24 protein-coding genes are annotated in these 23149 nt (G+C 67.5%); 12 read left to right on the top strand and 12 right to left on the bottom strand.

What is annotated here, in order from left to right:
* Window positions 1–29: 29 nt before the first annotated feature.
* From BMY69_RS03045 to BMY69_RS03065, 5 genes are all read right to left on the bottom strand, one after another.
* The gene (locus BMY69_RS03045; RefSeq protein ID WP_090175290.1) at window positions 30–407 is read right to left on the bottom strand and encodes a hypothetical protein; all 378 of its coding nucleotides are present in this window, start codon (window positions 405–407) and stop codon (window positions 30–32) included.
* An 8-nt stretch (window positions 408–415) separates the two neighbouring features.
* Window positions 416–1231, bottom strand: coding sequence for an endonuclease/exonuclease/phosphatase family protein (locus tag BMY69_RS03050; protein ID WP_090056092.1), 816 nt, complete (start codon window positions 1229–1231; stop codon window positions 416–418).
* Between the two features lie 82 nt (window positions 1232–1313).
* Window positions 1314–1967, bottom strand: a complete 654-nt coding sequence (locus tag BMY69_RS03055; protein WP_090175291.1) for a thiol:disulfide interchange protein DsbA/DsbL — start codon at window positions 1965–1967, stop codon at window positions 1314–1316.
* Between the two features lie 29 nt (window positions 1968–1996).
* Window positions 1997–2878, bottom strand: coding sequence for a thiol:disulfide interchange protein DsbA/DsbL (locus tag BMY69_RS03060; RefSeq protein ID WP_255364443.1), 882 nt, complete (start codon window positions 2876–2878; stop codon window positions 1997–1999).
* Window positions 2879–2957: 79 nt separating this feature from the next.
* Window positions 2958–3767 carry a c-type cytochrome gene (locus BMY69_RS03065; RefSeq protein ID WP_090175293.1) on the bottom strand — a complete coding sequence of 270 codons (810 nt, stop codon included), beginning with the start codon at window positions 3765–3767 and terminating at the stop codon, window positions 2958–2960.
* Between the two features lie 174 nt (window positions 3768–3941).
* On the opposite strand from BMY69_RS03065, the gene yihA reads away from it, so the two are divergent.
* Complete coding sequence (gene yihA, locus BMY69_RS03070) at window positions 3942–4586, top strand: ribosome biogenesis GTP-binding protein YihA/YsxC (protein ID WP_090056102.1); 645 nt, start codon at window positions 3942–3944, stop codon at window positions 4584–4586.
* A gap of 98 nt (window positions 4587–4684) precedes the next feature.
* Here yihA and BMY69_RS03075 read toward each other — a convergent pair whose 3' ends face one another.
* Complete coding sequence (locus tag BMY69_RS03075; protein ID WP_090056104.1) at window positions 4685–5176, bottom strand: GAF domain-containing protein; 492 nt, start codon at window positions 5174–5176, stop codon at window positions 4685–4687.
* 73 nt (window positions 5177–5249) lie between these two features.
* Between BMY69_RS03075 and bioD the strand changes: the two genes are divergently transcribed.
* Genes bioD through dcp form a run of 3 tightly spaced genes read left to right on the top strand, consistent with a single transcriptional unit; the run spans window position 5250 to window position 8519 of the window.
* Entirely contained in the window at window positions 5250–5921 is a 672-nt protein-coding gene (bioD, locus tag BMY69_RS03080) for a dethiobiotin synthase (protein ID WP_090175294.1), read from the top strand.
* Between the two features lie 36 nt (window positions 5922–5957).
* Window positions 5958–6293 carry a hypothetical protein gene (locus BMY69_RS03085; RefSeq protein ID WP_090175295.1) on the top strand — a complete coding sequence of 112 codons (336 nt, stop codon included), beginning with the start codon at window positions 5958–5960 and terminating at the stop codon, window positions 6291–6293.
* Between the two features lie 42 nt (window positions 6294–6335).
* The gene (dcp, locus tag BMY69_RS03090; protein WP_090175296.1) at window positions 6336–8519 is read left to right on the top strand and encodes a peptidyl-dipeptidase Dcp; all 2184 of its coding nucleotides are present in this window, start codon (window positions 6336–6338) and stop codon (window positions 8517–8519) included.
* 46 nt (window positions 8520–8565) lie between these two features.
* Here dcp and BMY69_RS03095 read toward each other — a convergent pair whose 3' ends face one another.
* The 4 genes from BMY69_RS03095 to putA all read right to left on the bottom strand — a co-directional run bounded on the left by BMY69_RS03095 (window position 8566) and on the right by putA (window position 14106).
* The gene (locus BMY69_RS03095) at window positions 8566–9525 is read right to left on the bottom strand and encodes a hypothetical protein (protein ID WP_090175297.1); all 960 of its coding nucleotides are present in this window, start codon (window positions 9523–9525) and stop codon (window positions 8566–8568) included.
* Window positions 9526–9657: 132 nt separating this feature from the next.
* Window positions 9658–10233, bottom strand: a complete 576-nt coding sequence (locus BMY69_RS03100; protein ID WP_090175298.1) for a hypothetical protein — start codon at window positions 10231–10233, stop codon at window positions 9658–9660.
* Window positions 10234–10360: 127 nt separating this feature from the next.
* Window positions 10361–10873 (bottom strand): hypothetical protein, encoded by a 513-nt coding sequence (locus tag BMY69_RS03105; protein WP_090175299.1) that lies wholly within the window; start codon window positions 10871–10873, stop codon window positions 10361–10363.
* Between the two features lie 80 nt (window positions 10874–10953).
* Window positions 10954–14106: a bifunctional proline dehydrogenase/L-glutamate gamma-semialdehyde dehydrogenase PutA gene (gene putA, locus BMY69_RS03110; protein WP_255364444.1), complete on the bottom strand. Its 3153-nt coding sequence runs from the start codon at window positions 14104–14106 to the stop codon at window positions 10954–10956.
* A gap of 324 nt (window positions 14107–14430) precedes the next feature.
* Here putA and BMY69_RS03115 point away from each other — a divergent pair, with 324 nt between their 5' ends.
* The 4 genes from BMY69_RS03115 (at window position 14431) to BMY69_RS03130 (ending at window position 18532) form a co-directional block, all read left to right on the top strand.
* Window positions 14431–14910 (top strand): DUF2244 domain-containing protein, encoded by a 480-nt coding sequence (locus BMY69_RS03115; RefSeq protein ID WP_177191056.1) that lies wholly within the window; start codon window positions 14431–14433, stop codon window positions 14908–14910.
* A 22-nt stretch (window positions 14911–14932) separates the two neighbouring features.
* Window positions 14933–15832, top strand: a complete 900-nt coding sequence (gene coxB / locus BMY69_RS03120) for a cytochrome c oxidase subunit II (protein WP_090056121.1) — start codon at window positions 14933–14935, stop codon at window positions 15830–15832.
* 31 nt (window positions 15833–15863) lie between these two features.
* Complete coding sequence (gene ctaD, locus BMY69_RS03125; RefSeq protein ID WP_090056123.1) at window positions 15864–17477, top strand: cytochrome c oxidase subunit I; 1614 nt, start codon at window positions 15864–15866, stop codon at window positions 17475–17477.
* A gap of 164 nt (window positions 17478–17641) precedes the next feature.
* Entirely contained in the window at window positions 17642–18532 is an 891-nt protein-coding gene (locus BMY69_RS03130; protein WP_090056125.1) for a cytochrome c oxidase subunit 3, read from the top strand.
* Window positions 18533–18626: 94 nt separating this feature from the next.
* On the opposite strand, the gene BMY69_RS03135 is transcribed toward BMY69_RS03130, so the two are convergent.
* Window positions 18627–18863, bottom strand: a complete 237-nt coding sequence (locus tag BMY69_RS03135) for a twin transmembrane helix small protein (RefSeq protein WP_175472844.1) — start codon at window positions 18861–18863, stop codon at window positions 18627–18629.
* Between the two features lie 41 nt (window positions 18864–18904).
* On the opposite strand from BMY69_RS03135, the gene BMY69_RS03140 reads away from it, so the two are divergent.
* The 4 genes from BMY69_RS03140 to cyoE are packed head-to-tail and all read left to right on the top strand — an operon-like array spanning window position 18905 to window position 22260.
* Window positions 18905–19615: an SURF1 family protein gene (locus BMY69_RS03140; protein WP_090175301.1), complete on the top strand. Its 711-nt coding sequence runs from the start codon at window positions 18905–18907 to the stop codon at window positions 19613–19615.
* Between the two features lie 16 nt (window positions 19616–19631).
* The gene (locus tag BMY69_RS03145; protein WP_090175302.1) at window positions 19632–20198 is read left to right on the top strand and encodes a hypothetical protein; all 567 of its coding nucleotides are present in this window, start codon (window positions 19632–19634) and stop codon (window positions 20196–20198) included.
* Window positions 20198–21346 carry a COX15/CtaA family protein gene (locus BMY69_RS03150; RefSeq protein ID WP_090175303.1) on the top strand — a complete coding sequence of 383 codons (1149 nt, stop codon included), beginning with the start codon at window positions 20198–20200 and terminating at the stop codon, window positions 21344–21346. Before BMY69_RS03145 ends, BMY69_RS03150 begins: the two co-directional genes overlap by 1 nt.
* A complete protein-coding gene (gene cyoE / locus BMY69_RS03155) occupies window positions 21343–22260 on the top strand; it encodes a heme o synthase (protein ID WP_090175304.1) in 918 nt (305 codons plus the stop codon). Before BMY69_RS03150 ends, cyoE begins: the two co-directional genes overlap by 4 nt.
* Window positions 22261–22507: 247 nt before the next feature.
* Here cyoE and BMY69_RS03160 read toward each other — a convergent pair whose 3' ends face one another.
* Complete coding sequence (locus tag BMY69_RS03160) at window positions 22508–23074, bottom strand: REP-associated tyrosine transposase (protein WP_343124091.1); 567 nt, start codon at window positions 23072–23074, stop codon at window positions 22508–22510.
* Window positions 23075–23149: the final 75 nt, after the last annotated feature.

The following is a 23149-nucleotide window of genomic DNA, read 5'->3' on the forward strand; positions in this document are numbered from 1 at the left end:
AGGAGCCGATCGTATCGGCGATCGATGCGTCAGGCGACCGCGGGACGTGCGCGGTCGACCTGCACGCGCACCAGCCGAAGCGCGCCGATCAGCAGCGCGAACGCGCCGGCTTCGTAGCAATACAGCTGCAGGGCGATGACGCCCAGCGATGTGGCGACGACCGCGGCCACCGTGCTGCGCAGGAAAAGCGACACCAACGCGGCGACGGCGGCGGCATAGCCGTAACCGTAGCTCAGGAAGCCCAGGACGATCAGGTTGCGCGTGCCGCACCACCAGGGGCCGTGGCCGGCTTCGCATGCGTAAGCGATGTGCGGCGGCTCGATGAAACCGTAACGTACCCACGTGGCGACGATCGCCGCGATGACGATGACGACCCAGGGCAGGGCGGCGCGAAGACGGGAAGGCATGCGTGGGTTCAGTCCGATGTGGCCGCGCCCGCGGCCTGCGCGAGAGCGATGGGCAGGCGGATTTCGGCGGCGATGGGCAGATGATCGGAGAACGCGCGGGGCAATGTCCACGTCCGCTCGAGTGCGATGTCGGTGGACGTGAGGATATGGTCGAGCGCGCGCCGCGGTTTCCAGCTGGGGAACGTGGGCGTCGGCGTCGCGGGCGGCTGGAGTGCCGTCTTCGCGAAGAGGTGGCGCATCTCCGCGCTGGTCGGCTCGGTGTTGAGGTCGCCCATCAGCACGGCGTGCGGATACGGCGCGAGCAGTTCGGCGATGAAGGCGAGCTGTCCCATCCGGGCCGCCGCGCCGAGCGACAGGTGGGCGATGACCACCACCAGCGCGTCGTCGCCCTGGCCGAAGCGCACGAAAAGGGCACCGCGGCCCTTGATCCGGCCCGGCAGCGGGTAATCGATGACTTCCGACGGTTCCAGGCGGCTGAGCAGGCCGTTGGCCGAATGCGCCACGCGTGCCATCGGCCGGTTCGGCTGATGGCTCCAGTACGGCATGCCGGCGGCTTCGGCGATGTAGCGGGTCTGGTTGAGGAAGCCGGAGCGCAGGCTTCCCGCGTCGGCCTCCTGCAGGCCGACCACGTCGAACTCGTGAAGCAGTTCGGCGAGCGAATCGAGGTTGGCGAGTTTGGCCCGGCCGGGCAGCACCGCGTTGACGCTCCGCGTGACGTAGTCGCTGTAACGCTGCACGCTCGCACCGGCGAGGATGTTGCAGCTCAGCAGCCGCAACGTGCACTGCGGCGAGGCGGGCTGGAGTTTCGGCGAGGCGCGGGTCATGGGTGTCGCATCGTTCTAGACTGGCTTGAGGGCCAGAGGATGCCCTCCGCCGTGTGAACGGAGGGCATCGGTGGGCGAGGGCTTACTTGCCGCCCTTCAGTTCCTTGTCGACCAGGTACTTCGCGACGCCGTCGAGTTCGTCGAAGCTCTTGATCGAATTGCTGCGGTACTTGCCGTCGACGACGATCGTGGGCGTGCCGTCGATGCCCCAGCCCTGGATCAGCTTCGAGTCCGCGAGGATGCGGTTCTTCACGGCGTCGCTCTTCGCCGCGGCGAGGAACTTCGCTTCGTCGACGCCATAGTTCTGCTTGTACCAGCCGGCCAGCTCCTCGATCGTGCGCAGCGGGTAGTGGTCCATGTGGATGGCCTTGAACAGCGCCGCGTGCGCCGCCGGAGCCACCTTCAGTTCCTTCGCCGCGTAGTACGCCTGTGCGTACGGCAGCCAGGCGTCGTTGAACGCGGCCGGCACGGCATGGAACACCACGCCCTTCGGCAATTCCTTCTGCAGCTTCTCGGCGTACTCCTCGTAGTGCGCGCAATGCACGCAGCCATACGAGAACACTTCCACGACCTCGACCTTGCCGTCCTTCGGATCGAGGCGGCCCGGCGTGGTCGTGGCGACGTATTCCGTGCCTTCGGTGTACGCCGGCTTGGCGGCTGCATCTTCGGCGGGGCGGGCGCTGCACGCGGCAGTCAGCGCGAGGCCGACGAAGAGGATGGAAAGACGCTTGAACATCGGGATCTCCTGTAAGGGTCGAAGCGCGGTCACTTGCCCGCGGCTTCCTTGCTGACGAGCCACTGGACCAGCTCGACGGACTGCGGATAACCACCGGCGCTGCCCGGCGTGAGACGGTACTTGCCGTTCACGACGATCGTCGGCGTGCTATCGACCTCGTACGCACGGATCAGTTCATCGGCCCGCTTCATCTTGGTGTTGATGGTGAACGAGTTGGCCGTGGCCACGAAGTCTTCCGCCTTGATGCCGGACTTCGCGTAGAACTTCGCCACGTCGTCGATCGTCGGCCAGCCCGACGGCGCCTTCGGCTTGCCCGTCTTCTGGTCCATGATGCCGAGCTCGCCGCTCTTGAACACGGCGTCGAACATCGCGTCGTGCGTCTGCTTGTCCACGCCCAGCGCCTGCGCGGTGAGGTAGGCGCGCTGGAGCAGGGGCCAGTTCTCGTCCGGGCGGAACGAGGCCGGCGTATAGGTCATCACCGTGCCCTTCGGCAGGCTCTTCGCCAGTTCGTCCACCACGCCGTGGTACTGGAAGCAGGCGGGGCAGCCGTACGAGAACACCTCGGTGACTTCGATCTTGCCCGGGGTGCTCGTCGGCTGCGCCGGGTCGATGCGGAAGTAGTTCTTCCCCTCCACCCATTTGCCATCGTCGACGAACGGCTTCGGGTCCGGGCGCTTCGCGTCGTCGGCGTCGGCGGATGCCGCGGGCGTCGGCGCGGCCGCGGCCGTGCCCGTCGCCGCCGGAGCGGCGGTCGTGGCGGGTGCCGGTGTCGTCGCGGGGGCGGGGGGCGCCGCGGCCGCGGTCTGGGCCGGCGCGGGGGTGGAGCCGGCCGCTGGCGCGGCGGTGTCGCCGTTGCCGGAACCGCAGGCCGCGAGGCCGATCAGGGCCGCGCAGAGGAGGGGAAGGCGCATACGCATGGGGGGTCCTTTTCTTACCTTCTGAAACGAGAACGGGCCCGAGGGCCCGTTCGATCTTCACACTTTAACGCCATCAGGGCGTCGCGGGTGCGGCGGACGAGCCCGGCTCGTTCGTGTGCAGCCCTTCGATGAAGCTGGCGACGGCCGCCATGTCCTTGTCGCTGAGCTTCTGCGCGATCGTGATCATGATCTTCGCGTGGGGACCCGCCGCCGCTTCGTCGGCGTCGTGGAACGCCTTCAGCCGCGCCTCGACGTACGCGGCATGCTGGCTCGCGACCTGCGGGTAATGCGCGCCCGGGTTGCCGCGTCCATCGGGCCCGTGGCAGGCCATGCACGCGGGCACGCCGCGTGCCGCGTCGCCCATGCGGTAGAGGCTCTCGCCCTGCTTGACCAGCGCCTGGTCGGCGACGCCCGGCAGCGACGTCTTGCTCGCGAAATACGCGCCGATGTCGTGCATGTCCTGTTCGGACAGCGGGGCGGCGAACCCCGCCATGATCGGATTGTTGCGCTTGCCCGATTTGAAATCGGCCAGTTGCGCGGCGATGTACTGCTCGCTCTGGCCGGCGAGGCGCGGATACTGGGCATCGGTCGAATTGCCATCCGGCCCGTGGCAGGCGCCGCAAGCCGCGGCCTTGCCCTGGCCGGCCGTGGCGTCGCCCGGCTTCAGCGCGGCGGTGGCGCCACCCGGCGCGGGCGTCGTGGCGGCATCGGCGGTCGGCATGCCCGGTGTGGCGGGATCGGTCGCGGGATTCGCGCCCGGTTTCGCGGCGGTGGCGGCCGGCGCCGGCGCGGTGGCCGGTTTGGCGGGAGCGGCGGTCTGGGCCGCGGCTGCATGCATGACGAGCAACGCGGTGATGGCAGCGACGGCGTGCCGAAACTTCATGAGTCTCTCCAAAAGGGGAACCTTCCAAGACCGGGCGCGCTCCCTGCCGCGCCGCATCCAATCGATTATGGGGGGCGTTGGAGAGCCCGGTCAAACCGTGCCGGTGCCCGGGCGGGCGGCCGAATCGCATACACTGCCGGGCCTTACGTTTCCGCTGCGCCGACGGCCTTTCCCATGTCTTCGAATCCCCTGAACGGTGCCCGCTTCGTGCTGGCCGCGAACGAAATCACCCAGCTCCCGTACGACCAGGGCGCCGAGGTGGCCTTCGCCGGCCGCTCCAACGCGGGCAAGTCGAGCGCGCTCAATGCGCTGACGGGGCACAACGGGCTCGCGCGCACGTCGAAGACGCCGGGGCGCACCCAGCTGATGGTGGTGTTCGACCTGCCGCCGCTGAAGATCGAGGGCGCGGCGCCCATCGACACGCGCCTGGTCGACCTCCCGGGATACGGCTACGCGAAAGTGCCCGAGGCCATGCGCAAGCACTGGCGCGGCGAGATCGACGCGTACCTGAAGATGCGCCGCAGCCTGCGCGGCATCGTGCTCATCGTGGACATCCGCCATGAGCTGAAGGACTTCGACCGCACGATGCTGGAGTTCTGCGCGGCGACGGAGCTCCCCTGCCACGTGCTGATGACCAAGGCCGACAAGGTCTCGCGTGGGCAGGCCTCGGCGGCGCTGGAGGCCCTCCGCAAGGATTTCCGCAAGAACGGCGTGCCCGGCACCGCGCAGATCTTTTCCTCGCCCTCGAAGATCGGTGTGGAGGAGGCGAGGGCGCGCATCGTCGAGCTGCTGCAGACGCCGCGCCCGCACGAGCTCTGAGGCGGCGTGAATCGCCGATACGATCGGCTCCCACCCTTCGGTAGGTGGCTACCGGAGGGGTGGGAGCCGATCGTATCGGCGATGGCGCGCGCGCGTCGTCAGGCTTCCAGCGTGCGCATGAACACGGCGCAGAGCGCCTCCATGCCCTTGCGGTCCTCGTCGTCGAAGCGCGCGACCGACGGGCTGTCGACATCCCACACGCCGTACAGCGTGCCGTCGGCCTTGACCAGCGGCACCACGATCTCCGAGTTCGAGGCGGCGTCGCAGGCGATGTGTCCGGCGAATTCGTGGACGTCGCGCACGAGCTGCGTCTGCCGCGTCTGTGCCGCCGTACCGCACACGCCGCGGCCGATGGCGATGCGGATGCAGGCCGGCTTGCCCTGGAAGGGGCCGACGACGAGCTCGGTGCCGTCGAACAGGTAGAAGCCCGCCCAGTTCAGGTCCGGCACGACGTCGTAGACGAGCGCGGCGAAATTCGCGGCGTTGGCGATCGCGTTCGTCTCGCCGTGCATCAGGCCCTCGGCCTGCTGGACGAGGTCCGCGTAGAGGGCGGCCTTGTCGTCGGTGGCGATGGCCCTGGCTTCGTACATGACGGTTCCGGTGTTTCGATGGGGATGGGCCGTGTATGGTGCCACGTCCCCGTTCCCGCAAGGCCGCTCCCCGATGTCGCGACACCTCTTCGTCGCCGGTACCGATACCGGCATCGGCAAGACCCACGGCGCGCAGGCGCTGATCCACGCCCTGCGCCGGTCCGGCGCGCGCGTCGCGGGCATGAAGCCCGTCGCCAGCGGCTCCGCCCGTACCCCCGACGGGCTGCGCAACGAGGACGCGCTCGCCCTGCAGGCCGCCAGTTCGCCCGTTCCTCCCTACGCGCTGGTGAATCCCATCGCGCTGGAGGAAGCCGTCGCCCCGCACCTCGCCGCGCTCCGCGAGGGCGTGGCGATCGGCTGGCCGCCGCTCGACGACGCCTTCCACCGGCTCGGGCGGGACTACGACCGCGTCGTCGTCGAGGGGGTGGGTGGATGGCTGGTGCCGCTGGCGGAGGGGATGTCCGCGGAGGATCTGCCCCGGCGCTGGGACCTGCCCGTGGTCCTGGTCGTCGGCATCCGTCTCGGCTGCATCAGCCATGCGCGACTCACCGCCCGCGCGATCGAGGCGGAGGGCTGTCGGCTCGTCGGCTGGATCGCCAACCGCGTCGATCGCGACATGCCGCTGGCCGATGAGAACATCGCGACGCTCCGCGAATGCCTGCCAGCGCCATGCCTCGGCGTCCTGCCGCATGGGCTCGCTCCGGCCGACGCCGCGCGTCTGCTGAACATCGAGGCGCTGGCCTGACGGCCCCTTCACGCCCGCGCGAATAACTAGGAAACCATGACGACCTACTTCCTTTCCGTAAAAGACATGGCGAAGGCCAAGGGCCCGGACCCGGACCTCTCGTTCGAAGGCATCGGCCCCGAAAAGCTCGCGTCTGACATCGCCGAGGCGATGCGAAGCGACGGCCTGTTCCAGCGCTGGCGCGCCAAACAGCCCGACCCCGACGAGGTCGATCCGAGCCTCGGCGTGACGGATCCCGGCGCGAGCGCCAGAGGCGAGCTGTCGAACGACCGGAACGACGTGCAGCTGACGACCAGCCTGCCGATGCGGATCGTGAAGCACCGCCTCAACCTGCTCATCGGCAGCAGCTGGGAACTGCGCGACACCAAATAAAACGCTAGAGTCGGGGCCTTTCACCCAGGGAACGCCCCCTCCATGCCGAAGGTCCGCACGCTCGTGATCGCCACTTCGATCGCCCTCACCGCCGCCTGCTCGTCCTCGAACGACGCCGAGAAGACCGCCCCGGCCGCCGCCGGCACCGCGCCTGCCGCCGCCGCGACGGCCGCGTCCGCACCTGCCGCGCACGAGAATCCGTTGCTGACGGCGAGCACGCTGCCCTTCCAGGCGCCGCCGTTCGACAAGATCACCGACGCCGACTACCAGCCGGCGATCGAAGAGGGAATGAAGCAGGAGATGGCGGAGATCGACGCCATCGCCAATTCGTCCGAAGAGCCGACGTTCGAGAACACGATCGTGGCGATGGAGAAGTCGGGCGCCCTGCTCAGGCGCGCACGCGCCGCGTTCGACACCCTCTCCGGGGCGTATACGAACGACACGCTGCAGAAGGTCGAGGAGGCGGTTTCGCCGCAGCTCGCCGCCCACAGCGATGCGATTTCCCTCAACGACAAGCTCTTCAAGCGCGTCGAGGCGATCCACGACAAGCGCGATTCCCTCAACCTCGATCCGGAATCGGCTCGCCTCCTGCAGGTGACCTACGACAACTTCGTCCATGCCGGCGCCAGGCTCTCCGAGGCCGACAAGGCGAAGCTGAAGGACCTCAACAAGGAAGAGTCGACGCTCAGCACGAAGTTCACGCAGCAGCTGCTCGCCGCGACCAAGGCCGGCGCGCTCGTCGTGGACGATCGCAAGGCGCTCGATGGTCTCTCGGAGAGCGATATCGAGGCCGCGAGCGCGGCGGCCAAGGAGCGCAGCCTCGACGGCAAGTTCGTCATCCCGCTGCAGAACACCACGCAGCAGCCGTCGCTGCAGTCGATGAACGACCGCGCCACGCGCGAGAAGCTGTTCAAGGCGTCGTGGGAGCGCGCGGAGCATGGCGACGCCAACGACACCCGCGAACTCGTGTCGCGCATCGCCCAGCTGCGCGCCGACCGCGCCAAGCTGCTCGGCTTCGCGAACTACGCGGCCTGGAAGCTCGACGACCAGATGGCGAAGACGCCGGAGGCGGCCGAGAAGTTCATGGAGCGCCTCGTGCCCGCCGCCGTCGCGCGTGCGAAAGCCGAGTCGGCCGATATCCAGAAGGTGATCGACCAAGAGAAGGGCGGCTTCGAAGTACAGGCGTGGGACTGGGACCACTACGCCGAAAAGGTCCGCAAGGCGAAGTACGATCTCGACGAGGCGCAGGTGCGTCCGTACTTCGAGCTCGACAACGTGCTGCAGAACGGCGTGTTCTACGCGGCCAACCAGCTGTACGGCATCACGTTCAAGGAGCGCAAGGACATCCCGGTCTGGCAGCCCGACGTGCGCGTCTTCGAGGTCTTCGACAAGGACGGCAGCTCGATGGCGCTGTTCTACGCCGACTTCTTCAAGCGCGACAACAAGAACGGCGGCGCCTGGATGAGCAACCTCGTCGACCAGTCGAAGCTGCTCGGCAACAAGCCCGTGGTCTACAACGTCACGAACTTCACGAAGCCCGCGTCCGGCCAGCCGGCACTGCTCTCGTTCGACGACGTGACCACCATGTTCCACGAGTTCGGGCATGCGCTGCACGGCATGTTCGCGAACAGCCAGTACCCCTCGCTGTCGGGCGCGAACACGGCGCGCGACTTCGTCGAGTTCCCGTCGCAGTTCAACGAGCAGTGGGCGTCCGACCCGAAGGTGTTCGCCAACTACGCCAAGCACTATCAGACGGGCGCGGCGATGCCCGCGGAGCTGGTGGCGAAGATCAAGAAGGCCGGTACGTTCAATCAGGGCTACGCGATGAGCGAGCTCATCTCGGCCGCGTTGCTCGACATGCGCTGGCACATGCTCCCGGCGGGCGGCGCGAAGCAGGATGTCGACGCGTTCGAGGCCACCGCGCTCAAGGACGCCGGCTTCACGCTCGCGCAGGTGCCACCCCGTTACCGTTCGAGCTATTTCCAGCACATCTGGGGTAACGGCTACGCCGCTGGTTACTACGCGTACCTTTGGACGCAGATGCTCGACTCGGACGCCTTCCAGTGGTTCAAGGAACACGGCGGCCTGACGCGCGAGAACGGTCAGATCTTCCGCGACAAGATCCTCTCGCGCGGCAACACGGAAGACCTCGGCAAGCTCTATCGCGATTTCCGCGGCAAGGACCCGAGCATCGAGCCGATGCTCAAGGATCGCGGCCTGAAGTGATCCGCCGGTGCGGTGTGGAGCGCAACGCTCCACACCGCCTGCCCGCTTAGCGGGTCTCGCAGATGCCCGTCGGCTGCGATCGCAGTTCGATCCTGCCGAACTTGAGATTGCCGCCCGTCCAGTGCAGACCCTGAAGTTCGGGTCCCGTGACGCGGAAGCACGCGCGGGTGTCGCCCTTCTTCACCTGCGTCGTGTGAACGGGCTCCATGACGCTGTTCTTCGTCTGCAGGAACGTCAGTGTGGCGTCGCTTTCGGCGGGCGCCGCGAGCGTGACCTCGACAGTGTCACGTCGGCACCTGAAGACGAAGTGCGCGTCGTTGCCGTCGGCCTGGTCGCCGGTCAGCATCTTGAAGCCAGTGGTCGGTTCGATGCCGACGAGCAGATGGCTGCTCGGTGCGATGATCGTGTCGCCGATGTCGCCACGGCCAGCCATGGAACCGAGAGGCAGCTGCGCGGGATCGACGATGGCGCACGCGTCGCCCTCGTCCGCCGTCTGGATCGACACGTTGTCGACATAGGCGCCGTCCCTGAGGTTCAGCAGAATGTCGTCGACCGTGCCGTGGTCGTTGCCATGCAGGCGCATGCGCACGCGCTGCTCGGTCGCGCGATGCTCCACACCGACGACGTCCCGTCGCGTCGCATCCCGCTCGAGCACGCTCGCCAGTGCGACGTCCGTCGGTGCGCCAGGCGGCAGCACCAGGGTGAAGGAAACCATCGGCTGCGGTCGCGCGAAGTGCAGGTTCAACGAGACCGACGAGCCATCGTCTGCCGCACCGACCGCGAGTCCGGAGGCGTATTCGTCGGGGTTCGGCACCGCTTTGATGATGGCCGTGGTGCCGTCGCGAGTGGACAGCGTGATGCCGGTGACGTTGACCACGTCGCCCGGAAGGACATGGCCGGGCCGGGCGTCGTCGAAAGTCTGGGTCGCGGCTGCCGCGAGGCTGTGAAGGGGAAAGAGTGCGAGCGCTGCGCACGGCAGGATCGCGAGGGGGCGGGGATGTCGCATGGGGTCATTCCTCCCTGGAATGGTAGTTCGGCCTCAATGGCCGCGCGCATGATATCAGCGCGGTCTGCCATTCCCGGGAGGTGTTGCGCGAATCGCGTCCGATTCCAACACAGAAGCGGCGTTGGCGTCAGGTCACGGGATCAGCGAGATCTTCGATATCTGCAGCATGCCGCCCCGCCAGGCGATGCCCTGCAATTCGTAGAGCGGCTCCGCGTGGAATTCGAACGTGGTGCACAGGCTTCCCGACGCGTCGTTGCGGCTCGAGCGCGGGCGCTGGATGTTGAAGGTCTGCATTTCCTGCAGCAGGCAGTTGAGGAACGCGAGATGCACGTCGGTCGCATCGCAGAGCGTTCGCACCGTGCAGCGGATCGTGGCGTACGCATGCCGGAAGATCAGCCGGCAGTCGTTTTCGCTGCGGTAGCAACCCGTGAGCACGTTGCCCTCGTCGGTCTGCTCGATGATGGCGTCACGCTCGCCCGTCGCGATGACGAGGTGTTCGAGCGGATGGATGGTCCGCGCGGGGATGATGCCGAGCTGGTCGTCGCCGAACAGCTGCTCGACCGGTTCGGGGCCGAGATCGCGGCGACCGTGCAGCAGTTCGCGGATTTCCGGATGTTCCCAGCCGCAGCTACGGCGCTGCATGTCCCGCATCGTCGCGCGCCGCTGGCGCGGCAGGATCGGCGGCACCTTCGCTGGCACACGCGTCACCGGTAGTGGCGTCCTCACTGGTCATCCCTCCGTGGTGATGGGCGCCATGTCCGTCGGCGCCGCCACAGCAAACCAACGCATGCCGTGTCACGCAATAGGCCTTAAGTTGTAGGCGTGGGGCGCGCGCCTAGCGCATCTCGATGTTGTCGATCTGGGCGCCATCGCGGAGGAGGATCACCATTTTCTCGATCGGCGCGCCGTCGGGGGTGCTCAGTCCGATGCGCTGGCGCATGTCGTTCGCACCGTGCCGCAGGCCGACCGTCCATGCGTGTTCGTTGCCCCGTCCATACGCCATGACGACGGTTTCGGCGGACGACGATGCGGAACCAGGAAGGACGATGCCAAGATCGACGCGCTTCCACGTTTGCGGGTAGTGGAAATAGATGGCGACGGTGGCGATCGGTGCGCCTTCGGGCATGCCGATCGCCATGCCCGACGCGATGTCGTCGCCATCAGCGACGGCGACGATGGCGGCCGGCTTGCCGCCCAGCGGCGTTTCGATGCGGAAGTCCGGCAGCGTGATCTGTTCACCGATGGCGATGGTCTGCGCGGTGAGGCTGTCGAAGCCTTCGATGGCCGCGGGCGAGACGCTGGGCGGGATGCCGGTGAAGGTCGCGGCGGCGAGAATGATGGGGTACATGGCGGTTCCTCCCTGGAAGCCGTGGGCATGGGACGCCGGGCCGGCACCCGCCGAAGCGGGAACCGGCCCGGCCGACGGCGTTACTCGCCGATGGTCAGCAGCGACGCGTTGCCGCCCGCCGCGGTGGTGTTGATCGTGAGCGTGCGCTCGCCGGCGAAGCGAAGCAGGTAGTGCGGACCGCCGGCCTTCGGGCCGGTGCCCGAGAGGCCTTCGCCGCCGAAGGGCTGCACGCCGACGACCGCGCCGATCTGGTTGCGGTTGACGTAGCAGTTGCCGACGCGCGCGCGGCTCTGGATGAACTCGATCGTGTCGTCGATGCGGCTGTGGATGCCGAGCGTCAGGCCGAAGCCGGTGCCGTTGATCTGATCGACGACCTTCTCCAGCTCCGAACCCTTCCAGCGGATCACGTGCAGCACGGGGCCGAAGATCTCGCGCGTCAGCGTCTCGAGCGAAGGAATCTCGTAGGCGCGCGGCGCGAAGAACGTCCCGTGCGCGGCGGCTTCCGGCACCGGCACTTCGGCGATCTTCTTCGCCTCGCGGTCCATGCGCGCGACGTGGTCGACGAGGATCTTGCGGGCGTCTTCGTCGATCACCGGGCCCACGTCGGTCGAGAGCAGGCCGGGATCGCCGACCTTCAGTTCGGCCATGGCGCCGGCGAGCATCGAGATCACCTTGTCGGCGATGTCTTCCTGCACGAACAGGACGCGCGCGGCGGAGCAGCGCTGGCCGGCCGACTGGAACGCCGAGGCGATGACGTCCTTGACGATCTGCTCGGGCAGGGCCGAGGAGTCGGCGATCATCGCGTTCTGGCCGCCGGTTTCGGCCACCAGCGCCGCGATCGGCGCGTTACGCGCCGCGAGCGCGCGGTTGATCGCCCAGGCGGTCTCGGTCGAGCCGGTGAAGGCCACGCCCGCGACGCGCGGATCGCGCGTCAGCGCGGCGCCGACGGTGGCGCCGTCACCCGGCAGGTACTGGAGCACGTCCACCGGCACGCCGGCGGCGTGCAGCAGCTTCACCGCGACGTAGCCGACCAGCGAGGTCTGCTCGGCGGGCTTGGCGATCACCGAGTTGCCCGCGGCGAGCGCGGCGGCGACCTGGCCGAGGAAGATCGCGAGCGGGAAGTTCCACGGGCTGATGCAGACGAAGACGCCGCGGCCGTTGAGGAACAGCTGGTTGCTCTCGCCGGTGGGACCGGGCAGCTGTTCCGGCTGGCCGAACAGGCGACGCGCCATGGTCGCGTAGTAGCGGAGGAAGTCGGCCGCCTCGCGGATCTCGGCGATGGCATCCGGCAGGCTCTTGCCCGCTTCGCGCACGCACAGCGCGATGAACTCGGCGCGGTTGTGCTCGAGCTGCTCGGCGGCGTGCTCGAGGATCGCGGCACGGCTGGCGGCCGGCAGGCGGTCCCAGCCCGGCTGCGCCTTCACGGCGGCGGCCAGCGCGGTCTCGACGAGCGCCTGGTCGGCGTTCTGCACGGTGCCGATGATGCGGCGGCGATCGGCCGGATCGGTGACCTCGGTCTTGCCGCCGGTGGCGGTAGCGCCCGCGACGAGCGGCACGGCGTTCCACGGACCGCTGTGGCGGTTGACGGCGTCGGCGAGCTCGTTGAGCTCGTTGTCGTTAGCGAAGTTCATGCCCATGGAGTTCTTCCGGAGTTCGCCGTAGAGATTGACCGGCAGGGGGATACGGGGGTGGGGGATCGAAGCGAAGGAACGCACGATCTCGCAGGGATCTGCGACCAGGTCGCGCACCGGCACGGACTCGTCGACCACGCGGTTCACGAAGCTGGTGTTGGCGCCGTTCTCGAGCAGGCGGCGGACCAGGTACGGCAGGAGGTCTTCGTGGCTGCCGACCGGCGCGTAGACGCGGCAGGGCACGTTGAGCTTGTCCTTGCCAATCACTTCCGCGTAGAGGTCGGCGCCCATGCCGTGCAGGCGCTGGTTCTCGTAGGGGCGGCCCTGCGCGATGTGGTGGATCGCGGCGATCGTGTGCGCGTTGTGCGTGGCGAACTGCGGATACACGGCGTCGCCGCCGGCGGCGAACAGGCGGCGGGCGCATGCCAGGTACGAGACGTCGGTGTTCGGCTTGCGCGTGTACACCGGGTAGCCGGCGAGGCCGCCTTCCTGCGAGCGCTTGATCTCGGCGTCCCAGTAGGCGCCCTTGACCAGGCGCACGAACCAGCGGCGGCCGGTGGCGCGGGCCTTCTCGGTCACCCAGTCGATCACGAACGGCGCGCGCTTCTGGTACGCCTGGATCACGATGCCGAGGCCGTTCCAGCCCTCGAGCGACGGGTGCTCGAAGACGTCGCCGATGATGTCGAGCGAGAGCTCGAGGCGATCGGTTTCCTCCGCGTCGACGGACAGCGCGATGCCGTTCTTGTACGCCAGCTGCGAGAGCTCCAGCAGCTTGGCGCCCAGCTCGGCGCGCGCGCGGGCGCGGTTGGCCACTTCGTAGCGCGGATGCAGCGCCGAGAGCTTGACCGAGATCGACGGGGCTTCGAGGTTGTTCGGGAACGGACCGCGCGCGCCCAGCGCGTTGATCGCGTCGCGGTAATCCTGCTGGTAACGCTCGGCGGTCGCCTGGGTCAGCGCGGACTCGCCGAGCATGTCGTACGAATAGCGATAGACCGCGTGCTCCTTCTCGGCGGAGCGATCGAGCGCCTCCTTGATCGTGCGACCCATCACGAACTGGTGGCCCATGATGCGCATCGCCTGGCGCACCGCGAGGCGCACCACCGGCTCGCCGGCGCGGCCGACGAGGCGGCGCAGCGCGGAGCTGAAGTCGTGGCGCGTCTCCTCGGCGAGGTTCACGAGGTGACCCGTGAGCATCAGGCCCCAGGTCGACGCGTTGACGAACAGCGACTCGCTCTGGCCCAGGTGCTTCTTCCAGTCGGCGTCGCCCAGCTTGTCGCGGATCAGCTTGTCGGCCGTGGCCTTGTCCGGAATGCGCAGCAGGGCCTCCGCCACGCACATCAGCAGCACGCCTTCCTCCGAGGAGAGGTCGTACTGGCGCATGAACGATTCGACGGCGCTCTGGTCCTTGGCCCGCGCGCGCACGCGCGTCACCAGGCCGGCGGCCACGTCGATCACGTGCTCGCGCTCGGTCGGCGGCAGCGTCGCCTGCGCCAGCAGGTCGTTCACGGCCTCGGTTTCGTCGCGCAGCCAGGCGGCCGTGATGCGCGCACGCGCCGGCTCGACGCCGGTCGGAAGTTCGGGACGAAGAATGGTGGGGTTCACTGGGGGCGTGTGGGGGCGGGGGAGACCGCCCATTGTAGGGTAGGTTGTGGGGGTGTGTGTGGAGCGCCTCGGGAGCGGGGATGGGGGATGGGAAGTGGGGGCGGCACAGCCGGCATGCGTATGAGGTGCGCCGGGACACCGCGCTGGCGTCGAGGCAAGCACAACGCTTCCGGTCCCTCGGGCCATCGCCGGGGTCGCGCCCCCACTTCCCATCCCCCATCCCCCAACTTCCAGCTCCCCTGCGACAACGCGCCACCTTCCAACCTTGCTGCATCTTGACCAGCGCCCTATCATCCCGAAGGTTCCAGGCACGCTTAGGCTCCCATGTTCGTGCTTCGACCGACCGTCGCGGGTCACCCGCGCGTGTTGTGGCTCCGGCCCAACCGTGCGCTGGACAAGCGCGGTCTGCGTCGGACGATCATCGGCCTTGCGGCGATAGCCCTGGCGACGGCCGCGCTCGGCGCATGGCAGGGGAACGTATTCGCCCCCGTCTTCGCACTGCTCGAAGCCTTCGCCGTGGGGTTCGCGCTTGGCGCGGCCTGGCGGGCCGGCGGCAAGGGTGAACGCATCGCGATCGGGCCGGATACGCTGGAGGTACGCGCCATACCGGGACACCGGACGGTCCGTTTCCAGACGTATTGGGTACGGGTCGGGCTGAAACAGGGGGATGGGCGCCAGCGCCTGTTGCTCACGTCGCACGGCAACGAGCTCGAAATCGGCGCCTTCCTTGGGGAAGAGGAACGGGCCGAGGTGTCAAGGAAACTCATGGTGCTGCTGTCCGAGGCTGGCCAGTCGCGCAGGTAGGTTCAATAAAGGTGCAAGACACATGACATCTGGCGGCATCGGACGATCGATATCGGCGTGGGCGGCGGGCGCCCTCGCGCTGTTCGGAGGGGCGGCGTGGGCCAATCCCGAACCGAACCAGCTGAACATGACCAAGGGCGCCGCCGAGTGGTCGCCGTACGCCATGCACATGGTGGCCCTGTGGGTCTGCGTCGTGATCGGCATCGTCGTGTTCGGCGCGATGTTCATCGCCATGTTCCGCTTCCGCAAATCGCGCGGCGCCGTCGCCGAGAAGTGGTCGCACAGCACCAAGCTCGAAGTGGTGTGGACGGTCATCCCCGTCATCATCCTCATCTTCCTGGCCCACCTCGCTACCGGTGGCCTGACCTCGTTCGCCGATACCACGAATTCCGAGATGACCATCAAGGTCACCGGCTACCAGTGGAAGTGGCGCTACGACTACGTCGATTACAAGGGCAAGGGCGTCGACCAGGTCGGCTTCATCTCGAAGCTCGAAGAAACCTCCGACCGCACCCGCCAGCTGAAGTCCAACCTCGACCCGGACAAGATCAAGGTCGACGGTTACAACACCTACCTGCTGGACGTGGACAAGCCGCTCGTGCTGCCCACGAACACCAAGATCCGCTTCGTGATCGTCGGCGGCGACGTCATCCACTCCTGGTGGGTGCCCGCGCTGGGCTGGAAGATGGACGCGATCCCGGGCATCGCCAACGCGGCCTGGACGAACATCAAGGAGCCCGGCGTCTACCGCGGCCAGTGCGCCGAGCTCTGCGGCCAGGACCACGGCTTCATGCCGATCGTGGTCAAGGCCGTGCCCCGCGCCGAATTCGAACAGTGGCTGGCGACGCAGGAAGACGAGGCCAAGGTGCAGAAGGCCGCGCAGACCGCCCAGACCGTCCCCGCCCAGGCCCCCCAGGGCTAATCCGATCAAGTTAAGGTAGAGGTGCAAGGCCATGGCGCACGCAGCCACCCACGACCACCACGATCACCACGGGGCCCCGAAAGGGTTCTTCCAGCGATGGGTGATGTCCACGAACCACAAGGACATCGGCACGCTGTACCTGATCTTCTCGCTGACGATGTTCTTCATCGGCGGCGCCTTCGCGATGGTCATCCGCGCGGAGCTCTTCAAGCCGGGCATGCAGCTCGTGCAGCCGTATTTCTTCAACGAAATGACGACGATGCACGCGCTGGTGATGATCTTCGGCGCGATCATGCCGTCGTTCGTCGGCCTCGCGAACTGGATGATCCCGCTCATGGTCGGCGCGCCGGACATGGCGCTGCCGCGCATGAACAACCTGTCGTTCTGGATCATGCCGTTCGCGTTCATCCTGCTGCTCTCGACGCTGTTCATGCCGGGCGGCGGTCCCGCCGGCGGCTGGACGATGTACCCGCCGCTCTCGCTGCAGGGTGAGTCGATCGCGTACACGATCTTCGCCGTCCACCTGATGGGCATCAGCTCGATCATGGGCGCGATCAACATCATCGCCACCATCCTCAACATGCGCGCGCCGGGCATGGACCTGCTGAAGATGCCGGTGTTCGTGTGGAGCTGGCTGATCACGGCGTTCCTGCTGATCGCGGTGATGCCGGTGCTCGCCGGCGCGGTCACGATGCTGCTGACCGACAAGTACTTCCACACCAACTTCTTCAATGCCGCCGGCGGCGGCGACCCGGTGCTGTTCCAGCACATCTTCTGGTTCTTCGGGCATCCCGAGGTCTACATCATGATCCTGCCGGCGTTCGGGATCATCTCGGAGATCATCCCGACGTTCTCGCGCAAGCCGATCTTCGGCTACCGCGCGATGGTGTTCGCCATCGCCTCGATCGCCTTCCTCTCGTTCATCGTCTGGGCGCACCACATGTTCGCCGTGGGCCTGCCGATGGGCGCCGAGATCTTCTTCATGTACGCGACGATGCTCATCGCCGTGCCGACGGGCGTGAAGGTGTTCAACTGGGTGTCGACGATGTGGGGCGGCTCGATGACCTTCGAGACGCCGATGCTGTTCTCGATCGCCTTCGTGATCCTCTTCACCATCGGCGGCTTCTCGGGCCTGATGCTCGCGCTCGCGCCGGCCGACTTCCAGTACCACGACACGTACTTCGTGGTGGCGCATTTCCACTACGTGCTGGTGACCGGCGCCGCGTTCTCGATCATGGCCGCCGCGTACTATTGGCTGCCGAAGTGGTCGGGCAACATGTACAGCGAGACGTGGGGCAAGATCCATTTCTGGTCGAGCGTCATCTCGGTCAACGTGCTGTTCTTCCCGCAGCACTTCCTGGGCCTGGCGGGCATGCCGCGCCGCATCCCCGACTACAACGTCGCGTTCGCCAACTTCAACATGATCAGCTCGATAGGCGGCTTCTGGTTCGGCGCCTCGCAGCTGATCTTCCTCGGCGTCGTGATCCACTGCGTGTTCTTCTCGAAGAAGAAGGCCGCGGACCGTTCGTGGGAAGGGGCGAAGGGCCTCGAGTGGACCGTGCCGTCGCCGGCCCCGTTCCACACCTTCGACGTGCCGCCGGTCATCCACGACGACGAGCTCGCCCACGGCAACACGGAACACTGATCGATGCACGGCATGACGGATACCGACATCGAGGCGCGCCGCCGGCGCGCCCGCCGCACCGCGCTGATCGCGGGCGGTTTCGCGGTCGCGGTATTCGTCATCTCGATCCTGCAGATGCTGAAGGTCTGACCGGCTAAACCAAGCGACATCCACGGGAAACCACCATGGGTCACCAGCAACACGACGTCTACTTCGTACCGAGCAAGAGCTACTGGCCGATCGTGGCCGCCGTCTCCATGTTCGTCACCGTCTTCGGTGCCGCGCACTGGCTGAACGCCGAGCCGGGCCAGACCGGGTTCGGCAAGCCGCTGTTCTGGGTCGGCATCGCCATGATCCTGGGCATGTTCTTCGGCTGGTTCCGCTCGGTGATCAACGAATCGCTGGCCGGCAACTACAACGGCCAGGTCGACCGCTCGTTCCGCATGGGGATGATGTGGTTCATCTTCTCCGAGGTCATGTTCTTCGGCGCGTTCTTCGGCGCGCTGTTCTACGCCCGCCTGTTCGCGGTGCCCTGGCTCGGCGGCGAAGGCCACGGCGTGCTGACCCACCAGTTCATCTGGGAAGGCTACAACGCCGCGTGGGGCGCTTCCGGTGGCGGCGGTCCCGAGAAGATCGGCGGCGCGTTCCAGACGATCCCGGCGTGGGGCCTGCCGCTGCTGAACACGCTGATCCTGCTCTCGTCCGGCGTCACGATCACCATCGCGCACCACGCGCTGAAGGCCGGCCACCGCACGACGCTGCTCGTCGGCCTCGGCGCCACCGTGCTGCTGGGCTGCCTGTTCCTGTGGTTCCAGGCGCACGAGTACGCCGAAGCGTACGAGCACTTCAACCTCACGCTCGGCAGCGGCGTCTACGGCGCCACGTTCTTCATGCTCACCGGCTTCCACGGCATGCACGTGACGCTCGGCACGATCATGCTGGCGATCATCTGGGTGCGCTGCGCGAAGGGCCACTTCTCGAAGGACGACCACTTCGGCTTCGAGGCCGTCGCGTGGTACTGGCACTTCGTCGACGTGGTCTGGCTGGCGCTATTCCTCTTCGTCTACGTGCTCTGATCCAAAAAAGCCGCCGAAAGGCGGCTTTTTCATTTTCCCCGCACCCCACCGGCACCAAATGCCGCACCGCGCCTTGGCCCCCCGGCCGGGCGCGCTAGAATTGGCCGACCCCGTGGGGGTGCAGCCAACCCATGAAGATGCCCAGCGCCACCATGGCGATGAGCAGCAACGACAGGCCGATGCGACGGGTGAGCGCCCAGACGGTGCGCTTGCTCTGGCCCTTGTCGGTCATCATGAAGAACAGGGCCTGGCCGAGGTTGAACAGCACCACCAGCAGCAGGATCACCAGCGCGTATTTATAGATGGTTTCCACGTGACCCTTCCGCCCCATTGCGACAATCCGAGTATAGCGGTGGCGACGCGGGGTCTTGCATGACCTTTCTGCGCCGTCCGACGTGGTTCGCTGTCGCACTCACGGTGGCCGGTGTGCTCGTTTTCGTGCGCCTGGGCGTGTGGCAGCTCGATCGGGCCGGCGAAAAGGACGAGCTCCTGCGGCGCTTCGCCGCATCCGCCGCGGCGGGCGTCGAGGAATTCGGCATGATCGCGGACGCTCCGCCGGAGGATCGTTATCCGCGGCTCGACGTGCGCGGCAGGTTCGTGCCGGGCCATTACTACGTGCTCGACGACCAGACGCATGCAGGACAGGTAGGCGTGCACGTCTATGCGCCGTTCTCGCCCGAGGGGCGCGATCCGTACCTCCTCGTCGATCTCGGCTTCCTGCCGAAGGAGCAGGGCGCCAACCCGAAATTGCCGCCGTTGCCCGCCGGGCCGACGCACGTCCACGGGCTCTACGCGCCCACGCCGGGCGTCGGCATGCGCATGGGCGGCAATCCGCTGCCGGGTCAGACGGGCGCGGAGAAGACCATGGTCTACGTCGATCTTGGCGAGATCGGGGCGGACCTCGGGCACTCGCTGTATCCTCGCGTGCTGCTGCTCGATCCCGATCCGGCGACGCTGTACGCGCGCGACTGGACGCCGGGCTTCATGCCACCGGCGCGACATCGCGCCTATGCCTTCCAATGGTTCACCTTCGCGCTGGCCGCGGTGGTGATCTTCGTCCTCCTGCATCGCAAGCGTCGCTAGGCCGCGTTCACGACTCATGACCGATCCGATCGCCTCTCCCGAAAAAGCACGTGCCGGCCGCCTGAAGCTGGTGCTGATCATGCTCGTGTTCCTCGCGCCGATCGTCGCCGCCGGCCTGCTCACGCTGTCCGGCTGGCAGCCGCAGGGCAAGGGCAACGGGCAGCCGATCGTGCCGCAGCGCAGCCTCGCCGACGTGCGTGTCGACGTCGGCGGTGCGCCCTGGGCATGGCGTGACAGCGAGCCGCGCCTCACGCTCGTCGCGCTGCCCGGGCCTGGCTGCGCGGCGCAGTGCCTCCAGACGCTCGCGCTCATGCGCAACGCGCGCATCGTTCTCAACCGCAACGCCGACCGGCTGCGCCTGCTGTACATCGGCACCGCGCCGGCAGGCGCCGATGCCGCGTCGGTGATGCGCGATTACGCCGTCGGCACCGATCCGTCGAACGCGTTCGATGCGTTCCGGCCTACGGAGCCGGACAGCGTCGCCGCCGTCCTCGTCGAATCCAACGCCACGGCGCTCGCCTGGTATCCGGCCGGTTTCGATCCGAACGGCCTGCGCAAGGACCTGCAGAAGGTGATCCGCTGATGTCGCCCCGTGCCGTGAAGACGCTGCGCACCCTCGCGCTGCTTGCCGCGCTGTTCGCGTTCTGCGTCGTGATGTTCGGCGCCTTCGTGCGCCTGTCCAACGCCGGTCTTTCGTGCCCCGACTGGCCGACCTGCTACGGCAAGGCCACGTGGCCCGGACATGCGCAGGACATCGCGCGCGCGAACGAGGCGTTTCCCGATCGCCCGTACGAAACGCACAAGGCGTGGCGTGAGCAGGTGCATCGTTTCCTCGCCGGTAGCCTCGGCGTGATGGTGCTGGCCATCGCCGTGATCGCCGCGTGGCGACGTCGCTTCGCGACGGTCGCGGTCGTGGTGGCCGCCATCTTCGCGGCGGTGGGTGTCGTGATGTACATGCGTGGCGAACACGTCGTTTCGTCGTTCCTGTCCGCACTTGCGATCGCGCTGCCGCTGGTCGCCGCCGCCACGCTCGACCGGCCTGGGGCATGGAAGGTCGGCGTCGCGGCGCTCGCCGTGATCATCTTCCAGGCGATGCTCGGCATGTGGACGGTGACGCTGCTGCTGAAGCCGATCGTCGTCATGGGTCACCTCCTCGGCGGCCTCGCCACCTTCGCGCTGCTCGCCTGGGCCGGGCTGCGCTGGTGGCGCGTCGGATCGCCCGACGACCGCTACGCCGCGCTCCGGGCGCCGGTGGCGATCGGCATCGTGGTGCTCGTCTGCCAGATCGCGCTCGGTGGCTGGACCAGCTCGAACTACGCCGCGCTGGCCTGCGGCACCGATTTTCCGAAGTGCCTGGGCCAGTGGTGGCCGCAGACCGATTTCCCGCAGGCGTTCGTGCTCTGGCGAGGCATCGGTGTGAACTACGAAGGTGGCGTGCTCGACATGGCCGCACGCAGCGCCATCCAGATCGCGCATCGCATCGGCGCGCTCGTCACGTTCTGCTACCTCGCGTGGCTTTCGCACCGCGTCGCCCGTCATGGGTTGCGCAAGGTCGGCATCGCGGTCGCCGTCGTCCTCGTGGCGCAGGTGCTGCTCGGCATCGGCAACGTCCACCTCGGCCTGCCGCTGCCCGTCGCGACGGCGCACAATGGCGTCGCCGCGCTCCTGCTCTTCACCTTGCTGGCGGCCCTGGCGAACACGCAGCGCCTGCCCGCGTCGGAGTCCCCGTGAGCGTCCTCGGTCAATACCTCGAACTGACGAAGCCGCGCGTCGTCGCGCTGCTCGTCTTCTGCGCCGTCATCGGCATGTTCCTCGCCGTGGATCCGAACGGCCAGCGCGTCCTGCCGACGTGGCACGCCGTCGTCTTCGGCACGCTGGGCATCTGGCTCGCGTCCGCGTCCGCCGCCGCGTTCAACCACCTGATCGACCAGCGCATCGACAAGGTCATGGCGCGCACCTCGCACCGGCCGCTCGCGACCGGCCAGCTGACGTCGCTGCAGGTGTTCGTCTTCGCGCTGTCGCTGGGCATCGTGTCGATGCTCGTGCTCGTGTTCCTCGTGAACATGCTCACTGCGGTGCTGACGTTCTGCTCGCTCATCGGCTACGCGGTGATCTACACGGCGTACCTGAAGCGCGCGACGCCACAGAACATCGTGATCGGCGGCATCGCCGGCGCCGCGCCGCCGATGCTCGGCTGGACCGCGGTCACCGACTCGCTGCATCCGTACGCGTTGCAGCTGCTGCTGATCATCTTCGTGTGGACCCCGCCGCACTTCTGGGCGTTGGCGATCTTCCGAGTCGACGACTATTCCCGCGCGCAGGTGCCGATGCTTCCGGTGACGCATGGCGTGACCTACACCCGCTGGCACATCCTGTTCTATACGATCCTGCTCTTCGTCGTGACGCTGCTGCCGTTCTTCACGGGCATGAGCGGCCTGATCTACCTGTTCGGCGCGGTGGTGCTCGGCGCGGGCTTCCTCTGGTACGCGATCCGCCTGCTCAATCCGCCCGACGAACTCTTCGCGATGAAGACGTTCAACTACTCGATCGTCTACCTGATGGTGCTGTTCGCCTTCCTGCTCGCCGACCACTGGCTCGTCGACCCGGTCATCCAGACGGGCCTGCATTTCGACCCGGTGGCCTGATCCCCCCGTATCCAGCTGTGTGTGGGAGCGGCCCCGGCCGCGACGGCTTTTCGCCCCGGTCACCAGGCTCGCGCGCCAGCTTGCAGGTTCGGCCTCAAGAGCGGTCGCGGCCAGGTCCGCTCCCACACCCGACCGCCACTGTGGGAGCGGCCCCGGCCGCGACAGCCTTTCGCCCCGGTCGTCAGGCTCGCGCGCCAGCTCGCAGGTTCGGCCTCAAAGGCTGTCGCGGCCAGGGCCGCTCCCACACTCACAGCCAGACGGCATTCCAGTAAGGGTAGTCCAGTGCTCTTCTAACCAGCCCGGCTCTGACGGGATTCGCAACGATGTACCGTGCCGCTTCGATCAAAGACGCGCCCGAGCGAACCGCGCTGTCGTGATATCCGCTCTGCCAAATGGATCCCCGCCCCGTCGCGCGCGCGGAACACGCTTTGAATCGGGACATGCATTCGGGCAGCGAAGTGCAGCCCAACTCGAGGAGACCGTGCCAGTGATCCGGCATGAGCACCCACGCAAGAAGTGTCGCGTCGGACCAGGTCGTCGGATCGTGGACGACGCGACTTACGGCGCGCGCAACCTCGGTATCTTGGAATAGGGGAGTCCTGTCCCGGGTCGCTGTCGTCAGGAGGTAGGCATGTCCTGGAATCGATGATCGTCCTCGCCGGAGGACGGCTGTACCCGGTCGTATCGGCATCGGGACAGGATGTCGAATGTGCTTCGCATCGAGTGCAGGCCACTCCCGATGCTGTGATGTGGGCTGCGCCCGGAACATCATGTGGGGGCGGCCCCGGCCGCGACGGCCTTTCGCCCCGGTCATCAGGCTTGCGCGCCAGCTCGCAGGTTCGGCCTCAAGGGCTGTCGCGGCCAGGTCCGCTCCCACACCCGCCCGCCA

The sequence above is a fragment of the Luteibacter sp. UNC138MFCol5.1 genome (assembly GCF_900110505.1).
Taxonomy (GTDB): domain Bacteria; phylum Pseudomonadota; class Gammaproteobacteria; order Xanthomonadales; family Rhodanobacteraceae; genus Luteibacter.

Excerpts from the sequence above, each read along its gene's own strand:
- yihA (WP_090056102.1), top strand. The coding sequence starts at position 3,942 with ATGTCTTCGAATCCCCTGAACGGTGCCCGCTTCGTGCTGGCCGCGAAC.
- BMY69_RS03085 (WP_090175295.1), top strand. The coding sequence starts at position 5,958 with ATGACGACCTACTTCCTTTCCGTAAAAGACATGGCGAAGGCCAAGGGC.
- BMY69_RS03105 (WP_090175299.1), bottom strand. The coding sequence starts at position 10,873 with ATGTACCCCATCATTCTCGCCGCCGCGACCTTCACCGGCATCCCGCCC.
- BMY69_RS03065 (WP_090175293.1), bottom strand. The coding sequence starts at position 3,767 with ATGAAGTTTCGGCACGCCGTCGCTGCCATCACCGCGTTGCTCGTCATG.
- bioD (WP_090175294.1), top strand. The coding sequence starts at position 5,250 with ATGTCGCGACACCTCTTCGTCGCCGGTACCGATACCGGCATCGGCAAG.
- BMY69_RS03045 (WP_090175290.1), bottom strand. The coding sequence starts at position 407 with ATGCCTTCCCGTCTTCGCGCCGCCCTGCCCTGGGTCGTCATCGTCATC.
- BMY69_RS03135 (WP_175472844.1), bottom strand. The coding sequence starts at position 18,863 with ATGGGGCGGAAGGGTCACGTGGAAACCATCTATAAATACGCGCTGGTG.
- BMY69_RS03160 (WP_343124091.1), bottom strand. The coding sequence starts at position 23,074 with ATGACCGGGGCGAAAGGCCGTCGCGGCCGGGGCCGCCCCCACATGATG.
- dcp (WP_090175296.1), top strand. The coding sequence starts at position 6,336 with ATGCCGAAGGTCCGCACGCTCGTGATCGCCACTTCGATCGCCCTCACC.
- BMY69_RS03145 (WP_090175302.1), top strand. The coding sequence starts at position 19,632 with ATGACCGATCCGATCGCCTCTCCCGAAAAAGCACGTGCCGGCCGCCTG.
- BMY69_RS03150 (WP_090175303.1), top strand. The coding sequence starts at position 20,198 with ATGTCGCCCCGTGCCGTGAAGACGCTGCGCACCCTCGCGCTGCTTGCC.
- BMY69_RS03095 (WP_090175297.1), bottom strand. The coding sequence starts at position 9,525 with ATGCGACATCCCCGCCCCCTCGCGATCCTGCCGTGCGCAGCGCTCGCA.
- coxB (WP_090056121.1), top strand. The coding sequence starts at position 14,933 with ATGACATCTGGCGGCATCGGACGATCGATATCGGCGTGGGCGGCGGGC.
- BMY69_RS03060 (WP_255364443.1), bottom strand. The coding sequence starts at position 2,878 with ATGCGCCTTCCCCTCCTCTGCGCGGCCCTGATCGGCCTCGCGGCCTGC.
- BMY69_RS03050 (WP_090056092.1), bottom strand. The coding sequence starts at position 1,231 with ATGACCCGCGCCTCGCCGAAACTCCAGCCCGCCTCGCCGCAGTGCACG.
- BMY69_RS03055 (WP_090175291.1), bottom strand. The coding sequence starts at position 1,967 with ATGTTCAAGCGTCTTTCCATCCTCTTCGTCGGCCTCGCGCTGACTGCC.
- BMY69_RS03115 (WP_177191056.1), top strand. The coding sequence starts at position 14,431 with ATGTTCGTGCTTCGACCGACCGTCGCGGGTCACCCGCGCGTGTTGTGG.
- BMY69_RS03130 (WP_090056125.1), top strand. The coding sequence starts at position 17,642 with ATGGGTCACCAGCAACACGACGTCTACTTCGTACCGAGCAAGAGCTAC.
- BMY69_RS03140 (WP_090175301.1), top strand. The coding sequence starts at position 18,905 with ATGACCTTTCTGCGCCGTCCGACGTGGTTCGCTGTCGCACTCACGGTG.
- ctaD (WP_090056123.1), top strand. The coding sequence starts at position 15,864 with ATGGCGCACGCAGCCACCCACGACCACCACGATCACCACGGGGCCCCG.
- BMY69_RS03075 (WP_090056104.1), bottom strand. The coding sequence starts at position 5,176 with ATGTACGAAGCCAGGGCCATCGCCACCGACGACAAGGCCGCCCTCTAC.